We start from the raw sequence: 9156 nt of genomic DNA on the forward strand, positions 1-9156 counted from the left end.
CAGGTAAGGGGTGTCACGATCACAGGGACGGAAATGGCTCATGCGCGCTCGCTCATCGGAACCCTGACCGATCCGATCCCCTCGCGCTTGAAAAGTTCCACGCTAAGTCCGACAGGCTGCTAGGGCATCAAGGTGGGCACCGGCACGATTGTCGATGCCACGATCATCAGCGCCCCGCCCTCCACCAAGAACAAGGACAAGCGCCGTGACCCGGGCATGTACCAGACCAAGAAAGGCAACCAGTGGTAGTGTATAAGGAAAATAAAAGCTCTTTTTCCTCAGAAGGCACGGTATTTTCACAAACCCTCAGGCCCAGAGGTCCGTAAGTCTCAGCGTGACGGCATCGAAGGGGGCGACACAGGCGGACTCGTCATCGCGATAGCAGCCGAGAGGAGCCCAGTGCGCATCGCGCAGGGCATAGGCCTCCAGGGTGCGTTCCTTGGGATCGACCAGCCAGGCATGGCGGACCCCATGACGGGCATAGAGCGGCATCTTGATTTCGCGGTCCTTGCTGCGGCTGCCCGGGGAGAGGATCTCGCACACCCAATCCGGCGCGACCAGGAAGCGCTGGTCCTCGGGGATGTTCGGCAGGCGTTCGCGCCGCCAGCCCGCGAGGTCCGGCACCACCACTTCGGTGTCGGGCACCAAGTGGACCTCGGGCTCGATCAGGATCCACCATCCGCCCGGACCTCCCTCGCCGAACCGATACGGCGGCCCCAGCCGCATGCCCAGAACGGACTCCGCGTGCGCGTGACGTCCCGTGGGCCGCGGCTGGGTGTGGATCTGGCCGTCCAGGATCTCGCCCGTCAGCCCTTCGGGCAGGCCCGCGAGCGTCTCGTACAGCCCGATATTGCGCCGGAGTGGCACGCTCATAAATTCTGGCTCGGCGTGGCGATCACGTGCGGCTGCGGTCCTACTGGCCCCTTTCCCATCGCTGGCGCTACCCTGCCTCACGGCGAATGTAGGTCCCGGACCCTGCGGCCGCCGGAGCCGAGGGTCTTGCGGAGGCGCCGGGCTCACGCCGCATGATGTCACTCACACTCATCTGCGGCAACGGTCGCCGCGTCCGATCGGAGAACCGGTGGCGCGTACCCCCGTTAGCGAGCGATGGACTCTCGCCCGAGGCCACCGCGCCCCGCGGATGCCCCATGCGCCGGAGCACGCAGTAGCATATAAGGGCTCGTAACATAACGCGCCGAGCGCCGAGCCTCCTGTGTCAGGATCGATGGCACCGAACGTAGAAAAATCGATGCGAGCGAAAGTGATGCGGGGGTTTGGGGTCCGCGGCTCTTGACGGTCCCGCCGGCGAGAACCTGGGCCGAGGTCCGGCTACGACCGCGGGTCGTGATCGTCGGTGCCGGCTTCGCCGGGATGTGGGCGGCGCGGGCGCTCGCGCGCGCCCCCGTCGAGATCACCGTCATCGACCGCCGGAATTATCATCTCTTCCAGCCCCTGCTCTACCAGGTCGCGACCGCGGCGCTGTCGCCGGGCGATATCGCCTGGCCCATCCGGCGCATGCTGCGCCGCCAGCGCAATACTCGCGTGCTCCTGGGCGAGGTCACGGGCGTGGATGTAGAGCACCGCGCCGTATCCCTCGGGGAGCAGTCCATCCCCTACGATCACCTGATCCTCGCGACCGGCGTGCGCCACGACTACTTCGGACACGATGACTGGGAGGCGTCGGCGCCGGGTTTGAAAGAGCTGGACGACGCTACCCGCATCCGCCGGCGCATCCTCCTGGCCTTCGAGCGGGCCGAGTGCGGATCCGATCCGAGCGCGCAAAGGCGGCTCCTGACCTTCGTGATCGTCGGGGGCGGGCCGACGGGGGTCGAGCTGGCCGGGGCCATCGCGGAGCTGGCACGCCGGGCCCTTGCCGCCGACTTCCGCCATATCGACCCGACCAGCGCCCGCATCCTCCTGTGCGAGGCCGGGGAGCGCGTGCTGCCGGCCTTTCCAGAGGCCCTCTCGCGCTACGCCGGCCGGGCGCTGGCGCGCCTGGGCGTCGAGGTCAAGCTCAAGAGCCCGGTGACGGACTGTGGCCCCTGGGGCGTCACGGTCGGGACCGAACGGGTGGAGGCGGCAACGGTGTTGTGGGGCGCAGGGGTGGCCGCCTCGCCGGTGGCGCGCTGGCTCGGCATCGAGGCCGATCGGCTGGGACGGGTCCCGGTGACGCCCGACCTCTCGGTACCCGGGCTCCCCGAGGTGTTCGTGGCGGGCGACGTGGCGTTGGTCTCCGACGCGACGGGGCGGTCCCTGCCCGGTGTCGCACCGGCCGCCAAGCAGGCGGGCGCCTATGTCGCTCGCGTCATCGCGGCGCGCGTGTCGGGAAGGCCGGCGCCGCCGCCGTTTCGCTATCGCGACTTCGGCAACCTCGCGACCATCGGCCGGCGTGCCGCGGTCATCGATTTCGGCTGGCTCCGGATCAAGGGCGGGATCGCCTGGTGGATCTGGGGCATCGCCCACATCTATTTCCTGATCGGCATGCGCAACCGCCTGATCGTCTCTCTGCAATGGCTGTGGGCCTATCTCACCTTCGATCGCGGGGCGCGCCTCATCACCGGCCGCGAACGCGAGAACTGAAATCCTCCCAACCGGCCGTGGTCCTCACGATTCGCGCCCTGGCGGCCCGCTCCGAGGAGTCGGGCCAGGGCGCCGTAACCCCCCATCCTCGAGTTGACACTCCCCGCCGGGGCGCGTATGCTGCATAGCAACATGACGGCAGTCGTGGGGAGAGGGATGAAGTGAAGCGCGACCATAGTTCCAAGCGGTACTTGTGGTTCCTGGGGTGGGTCGCGCTCGTCGTCGTCCTCTGCGCCCCTCTGCGGGCGCGCGCGGCGGATCCGCTGCCCGCATACAATGCCGACTTGAGCCAGACCTCCGTCTCGGGGCTATCCTCGGGCGCTTTCATGACGACCCAGTTTCACGTCGCTCATTCCGCGACCTTGGTCGGGGCCGGGGTGATCGCGGGCGGGCCGTTCTATTGCGCGGGGGCCTACCGGAGCCTTTCGTACCTGGAGGCTGCCACGACCATCTGCATGCACCCCTTCGGGCCCGGGCCGGACGGCAATAAGCTCTACGTTAAGGCAGAGGAGTTTGCCCGCTCGGGGCGGATCGATCCGGTCGCGGATCTGGCCACCGACAGGGTGTACCTCCTCAGTGGGGAGGTCGACGATACGGTCACCACCCGAGTGGTGGATGAGACGCTGGCGTTTTACCAGGCGGCCGGCGTGCCCGCGGCGAATATCAAGTACGTCAAGACCGTCGATGCGGGTCATGCGATCGTCACGAACAACAGCGGCGACTCGTCGTGCGCCGTCACCCAGCCGCCGTTTATCAATGATTGCGACTTCGTGCAGAGCCACGAGCTCCTGCGACACATCTACGGCACGTTGAAGCCGCCCGCGCCGAACCCGGGCGGGGGCATCGTGACCTTTGACCAGCGCGAGTTCATCGACGCCGACCGCTCCAGTATGAGCGATGTGGGGTACGCGTACGTGCCGAAGTCCTGCGCAAAGGACAGCTGCCGGGTCCACGTCGCCTTTCACGGCTGTCAGCAGGGCGCCGCCCAGATAGGCGATCGCTATTACACGACCACGGGTTACAACGAGATCGCCGACACCAACGCCATGATCGTGCTGTATCCCCAGGCGCAGGTGTCCGACCCCATCCCTTTCAACCCGAAGGGATGCTGGGACTTCTGGGGATACTCGAGCCCGGATCGATCCAATCCCAACTTCTATTCCAAGCAAGCCCCGCAGATAGCGGCGGTCATGAGCATGCTGGAGCGCCTGGCGCAACCACGACCCTAACCACCTCACCCGAACCGGAGAAAGCGTATGCAACAGACACTCTTCAAACAATGGCAGGACCTCAATCAGATCTCGCTCGACTGGTATCGCGACACGAGTGAATCGCAGGCGGCCGCGATCAACGACTGGATGGGGCTGCAATCCGACCCCGGTACCTGGGCCAAGTTAGCCAAGTCCTCGCTGGAGTCCTTCAGGTCCTGGTCCGATCTCGGCGAATCCAGGTTCAGCGATCTGTGGCAGGCACAAATGGGCAAACTGGATCTCGACGGCGTGGCCGCATCGATCAGGGAGCTGGGTGGCATCCAGACGAGCGCCTGCACGGCGTTCTTCAAGACCCAGGCCGGCATCATGAGCCTCTACACCGATACCACCGCGCAGTACCTCGGTCTATTGAAGCAGGCGAAGGGCGTCGAGAACCTGATCGCCACCCAGGCCCACCTCTTGACCGGCGTCCAGGACAAGCTCAAGACCTACTCCCTGGATTGCTTGCAGATCGCCGGATCGGTCAAGGCGGCCATGACCGCCTGGGCCGAAAAGGCCCTAGACACGGCCGCGGCCGAGGACAAGAGGGCCGCACCCGCACCCGTGTCGGCGCCGCGCCGCATCTCGAAAAAGACCGGCCCATCGGCCTAGACGGGCGGCCTGTGGACCGGATACAAGCCGCGCCCTAGCGGCGCACCCGATACAGTTACGCCCCGGCCGCCCCAACAAGGCAGATATTAGTCCCCGCGGATCGGGCCCGGATCGGGCTAGCGCAGGCTGATGATCGGCCAGCCGTGCGCGCGCGCCGCGGCCGCCAGGGGCGCGTCGGGATCGACCGCGACCGGATGGGTCGTCGAGCGCAAGAGCGGCAGGTCGTTGTGCGAGTCGCTGTAGCACCAGCTGTCCGTGAGCGTCTCGCCGTGCTCGGAGAGCCAGGCAGCAAGTCGTGCGACTTTCCCACCGGCGAACGACGGGGTCCCGATGGCCCGCCCGGAGTAGCGTCCATCTACCCACTCGGGCTCGCTCGCGATGAGGTGGGGGACGTCGAAGAGCGCGGCGATCGGGGTGGTCAGGAAGCGATTGGTCGCCGTGATGATGAGGAGCGTGTCGCCTCTGGCGCGGTGGTCCTCTACCAATCGAACCGCCTTGGGCAGCACGATCGGCCGGATCTTCTCCTCGAGGAACTGGGCCCGCCAGCCTGACAGCGTATCCATCTCGTACTTGCCGAGTACCTCCAACTGGAAACCGAGGAACTCGTGGATGTCCAGAGACCCGTCCAGGTAATCCTGGTAGTACCGTCGGTGGCGGCGCTCGTTTTCCGCGCCGTCCACATGGCCCTGTTCGGCCAGAAATCGCCCCCAGAGATAGTCGCTGTCGCCACCGATGAGCGTGTTATCGAGGTCGAAGAGGGCCAGGCTCATGGGCAGGGTCATTCTAGCTCGGAATTTGCGGTGTTCGCGCGCTTTGTGGACAATCCGCCGCTAGCACCCCGGTCGCTTTCGCCGGAGGAGGATCATGATAGACGCGCAGGGATTCCGCTTGAATGTCGGCATCATCTTGAGCAACGGGAACGGCCAGGTCCTGTGGGCGCGCCGCGCCGGTAGGGACGCCTGGCAGTTCCCACAAGGGGGGATGCGGCGCCACGAGACCCCGGAGGCGGCCATGTTCCGCGAGCTCCGGGAAGAGGTCGGTCTCGAACGCGAGCACGTCGAGGTCATGGGCTGCACCCGAGGGTGGCTTCGCTATCGCCTGCCCAAACCGTTCCTTCGCCATGACAGGAGGCCGCTGTGCGTCGGCCAGAAACAGGTGTGGTTCATGCTGCGTCTCACCGGCGACGAGCGGGCGGTGCGCCTGGACCTCGGTGCCCGACCGGAGTTCGACCAGTGGCGTTGGGTCGGTTACTGGGAGCCGCTGCGCGGCGTCGTGTCCTTCAAGCGCGCCGTCTACGAACAGGCCTTGACCGAGTTGGCGCCACTCATCGATCAAGTCGATCAAGCACCTGCACCTCTGGTCCGGTGCGGCGAGCAGCGAGGAGCGTAGTTACGATTCGGATCAAGAACATGACGTTACTGTCTAGACTATAAGCCATCTTCGGGCGAGCCGATCGCTGCAGGGAGTGGGGTGCGCCCCGCGCCTCGGCTGTTGATAGATACTTTCGCGCAAGTTCTTGCACAAGATCACTACAACAAATTCCGTTTTCTATCGTAGATCAGTCGCTTGCAGACGGCCCTTCCCCCACCTTTGGTTCGGCATCGTCCGTTCGGATTGAGCGCAGCGGCTCGCCGCTTTTTGCGAGCCGCGGAGTCGAAGTCTGCCGCCAGGCTTCGGGCCTCGACCCCGCCCTTCGACTCCGGCGCTGCGCGCCTACGCTCAGGGCGAACGGATAGCTACAGAATTTCAAATACTTTTGGCTAGGTTTCATCTTGACCTCCTATGCCTATGCCCGTCAGTCTGCCGCCGCTCAGGGGCTCGGGCCAAGCGCTTTGTTCGCGGGGGGATGAAAAGACCCGCCTTGGGCGGCCAGGGCCGCCCGGATGGCCTGGGGCAAGGTCCCGTTCTGGGTTCGAGAATCAATCATATCCATTACCAAAACCAGCTAAACCGCGCCATTCCGCCCGCGTCATGTTTAGGGCCGCGGATCTGGCCCGGTGCTGAAGGAGTCGCTCAGCGCGGCATTGTGCACCTGGCTTTGGTTGCACACCCAAGCCGTGACTGTCGGCCTTGGTATCCGCCAGAGGGAAGGATGCCCAGGGTTTACCGTCGCGGGTACCTCGCACCTCGGCATCCTTGCCGATACGCCCTTCGAACGCCGCGTGTCCGCCGTTCATGACCTGCCTAGCTCGGGAATTCCAACGCTTACGCGTGAACCTCGACGGCCTCGACCACCGCAAGGGGGTGCGTTATGCGGAGCTCTTCCAGGGGCTCGCCGCCTTCCTAGAACGCTATCACCACCGTCCCGCTTGGATACATGATGAGCCGGAAGCGCTCATGCAGGGCCGGGCCTTCGGTCTCGACAGCCTCGCCGATCACGGCACCACCTCATGCGCCCTGCTGAACGTCCCATGCCGCCCCTGCCCCGGCGCTCCCCCGGACGCGGCGGCATCGTCTTCATCCATTCCGTAAACATACCGCTACAGAGCTGTCTGGCGCCTGGCCCGCACCGCGGGCGGTCTTCGGGCCAGAGAAGCATCGCAACGCGTTTCCGGTCCAGCGCGGTGTGGAGCCTGCGATGGGAACCCGACCGAGGGGCGAGAGCGCCTCCGAGAGCCGTTACTGAAGGTGAGATCCGATGATGCAATCCGAGCAAACCGTCTCGGCCGGAGCCCAACAGGCCGCCAGGGCCGGGTGGATCGATAGGTTGTTTGGAGAGACCATGACGGAGGCGGGTGTCGGGGCGGTCATGAGCGTTACGGCGGCCGCGATCCTGTGGGCACCGGACACCCAGTCGATGTTGCTGGGCTGGCTGCGGTGGATGGCTATCCTTTACGGCGTGCGTCTAGGGCTCTGTTGGGGTTATCAGCGATCGCCTTCGAGAAAGGCCCGCGCCACGGCCTGGGCGGTCTTGTTCACGCTGGGGATGGCCGGCACCTTCCTCACCTGGGGGCTCCTCGGGATCGCGTTGTACGGTCGGGCGACCCCGTACCAGCAGGGCTTCGTCCTGCTACTGACCGCGTGTATGGTCCTGGCCACGCTGGCGATCTACCGTGGTGCGGCTCTCGCCGTGACCACCGGCGCGCTCGCGGCATTGCTCCCCCCGGCGGGATATTTCCTGATGCAGCCCGACGAATTTCTCGGCGCCGCCGGCGGCGCTCTGGCTATCCTCACCGTCGCGGTGATCGCCGCCGCGCTTCGCCTCGACAGGACATTGAGCGGATATTTCCACCTGCGCGCCGAGCATCGGCGCCTGATGGACGAGCTCCGGGCGCGGCAGGAGGAGCTGGGCAAGCTGGACGTTACCGCGAAGACCAGTCTGGCCCGCTGCGGCGAGCTGGAATCGGCGCTGCATCAGACCACGACGCACCTCGTCGCCACGACGCGTCGGTCGGAGACCCTGGCCGAGACCCTGGTGCGCGTCGCGCCCCACTGCCCCGTCACGGGGCTGACCAACCGCCGGCGCTTCCAAGAGATCGTGCATGTAGAATGGCGCCGCCTCATGCGGGAGGGTCGGCCCCTGTCCCTGATCATGTTTGACATCGACGACGGGGACGACAACGCCGCGTTCTACCGATCGGTGGAGGGCAGCGCGTGCCTATGCCGCATCGCCGAGGTGGCGCTGGGCCACGCGCGGCGCGCCGGCGATACCACCAGCCGCTATGGCGAGACCCGCTTCGGGATATTACTGCCGAGTGCCAATACCGCCACTGCCAGGCGGATCGCCGAGGACTTGAGACGCGCCATCGAGGCCCACTGGATCGCCCATCCCATACCGGGCGCCTCGCCCACCGTGACAGTGCATGTGGGCGTGGCTACCCTGGTCCCGAGCCCCATCAGCAGGCCCGAGGACCTCCTCGATCGCGCCGAGGATGCCATGTACCAGGCCGCGTTTCAGGGTGGCAATCGCGTGGTGGGCTATCAGACCCTGGACACCGTCGGCCTGGTTCGATGGGACCCCCAGGCGGATGGGACGCCCACCGAGCAGGCGCTCGTCGATAAACTCTTCGCATGGGGCTATCGCACAGGTATGACCTATCAGAGCCCTGACAAAACGGCCGATCGCTGCCCCGACGTGCCGTGGGCCTGTGCGGTCGTGAGTGGAAGGCTCGGCCTCAGCATCGAAGGGCAGTCGTTCGAGCTCGACAGGGGCGATTGCCTGTTCCTGCCCAGGGGCAAGACCTACAGCGCGGAGGTCCTGGGCAACGACCCGGTGTGGCTCTTGGAGGCGAGCAAGTCGTCATAACGGACCCTCCGGTCGAATCACCCGGAAAATTACGCCTCCTCGTCACGCCGCCCCCTCTGGTTCAGGGGCGCCCCCCTCGGTTCCAATTAGGTCCTACCGATTTATGGGCGTCAATATTGAACAACGGAACAGGGCCCACGATGTTGGCGGCTTGTATCCATATGTCTACGACCGCAGAATAACGCTTGACGAGGTATGCGATCGACGCTCCCCGCAACATTCGCTGTTCTTCGTAGAAAGCCGCAAGTCGCTCTTCCGGGCGCCGATAGCATAAGGACTACGGCCGACATCTTGACCCTGCCCCAACCCGTACAAACCCGCAAGTCCACAGAGCACGCGAAGGCGCCTCGACAGAGGCGAAAAGCCCCGCGGTTTTTGACCGAACCGCAGGTCGAGGGCCTGCGTCAGACGGTCAAGAAGACCAGCCGCAACCCGCACCGCGACTCGACAATGATCCTGGTCGCTTAC

The 9156-nt window shown here is 65.6% G+C and carries 8 protein-coding genes and 1 pseudogene; 7 read left to right on the plus strand and 2 right to left on the minus strand.

Annotated elements, in window-relative coordinates; all coding sequences use genetic code 11:
- Positions 1 to 132 precede the first annotated feature (132 nt).
- Positions 133 to 246, plus strand: a pseudogene (locus M3461_16060) (IS5/IS1182 family transposase).
- Between the two features lie 60 nt (positions 247 to 306).
- Here the strand turns inward: M3461_16060 and M3461_16065 are convergent.
- Positions 307 to 873 (minus strand): Uma2 family endonuclease, encoded by a 567-nt coding sequence (locus M3461_16065; GenBank protein ID MDQ3775748.1) that lies wholly within the window; start codon positions 871 to 873, stop codon positions 307 to 309.
- Positions 874 to 1371: 498 nt separating this feature from the next.
- Here M3461_16065 and M3461_16070 point away from each other — a divergent pair, with 498 nt between their 5' ends.
- From M3461_16070 to M3461_16080, 3 genes are all read left to right on the plus strand, one after another.
- The gene (locus M3461_16070) at positions 1372 to 2580 is read left to right on the plus strand and encodes an NAD(P)/FAD-dependent oxidoreductase (GenBank protein ID MDQ3775749.1); all 1209 of its coding nucleotides are present in this window, start codon (positions 1372 to 1374) and stop codon (positions 2578 to 2580) included.
- Between the two features lie 161 nt (positions 2581 to 2741).
- Positions 2742 to 3809 (plus strand): poly(3-hydroxybutyrate) depolymerase, encoded by a 1068-nt coding sequence (locus M3461_16075; GenBank protein MDQ3775750.1) that lies wholly within the window; start codon positions 2742 to 2744, stop codon positions 3807 to 3809.
- 27 nt (positions 3810 to 3836) lie between these two features.
- A complete protein-coding gene (locus M3461_16080; protein MDQ3775751.1) occupies positions 3837 to 4442 on the plus strand; it encodes a hypothetical protein in 606 nt (201 codons plus the stop codon).
- 116 nt (positions 4443 to 4558) lie between these two features.
- Here M3461_16080 and M3461_16085 read toward each other — a convergent pair whose 3' ends face one another.
- Positions 4559 to 5212 (minus strand): HAD-IB family hydrolase, encoded by a 654-nt coding sequence (locus M3461_16085; protein ID MDQ3775752.1) that lies wholly within the window; start codon positions 5210 to 5212, stop codon positions 4559 to 4561.
- Positions 5213 to 5306: 94 nt separating this feature from the next.
- On the opposite strand from M3461_16085, the gene M3461_16090 reads away from it, so the two are divergent.
- The 3 genes from M3461_16090 (at position 5307) to M3461_16100 (ending at position 8688) form a co-directional block, all read left to right on the plus strand.
- Positions 5307 to 5831: an RNA pyrophosphohydrolase gene (locus M3461_16090; GenBank protein ID MDQ3775753.1), complete on the plus strand. Its 525-nt coding sequence runs from the start codon at positions 5307 to 5309 to the stop codon at positions 5829 to 5831.
- 786 nt (positions 5832 to 6617) lie between these two features.
- Positions 6618 to 6914, plus strand: a complete 297-nt coding sequence (locus tag M3461_16095) for a hypothetical protein (GenBank protein ID MDQ3775754.1) — start codon at positions 6618 to 6620, stop codon at positions 6912 to 6914.
- Positions 6915 to 7080: 166 nt separating this feature from the next.
- Positions 7081 to 8688 carry a diguanylate cyclase gene (locus M3461_16100; GenBank protein ID MDQ3775755.1) on the plus strand — a complete coding sequence of 536 codons (1608 nt, stop codon included), beginning with the start codon at positions 7081 to 7083 and terminating at the stop codon, positions 8686 to 8688.
- Positions 8689 to 9156 lie beyond the last annotated feature (468 nt).

The organism is Pseudomonadota bacterium (assembly GCA_030860485.1).
Lineage (GTDB): Bacteria > Pseudomonadota > Gammaproteobacteria > JACCXJ01 > JACCXJ01 > JACCXJ01.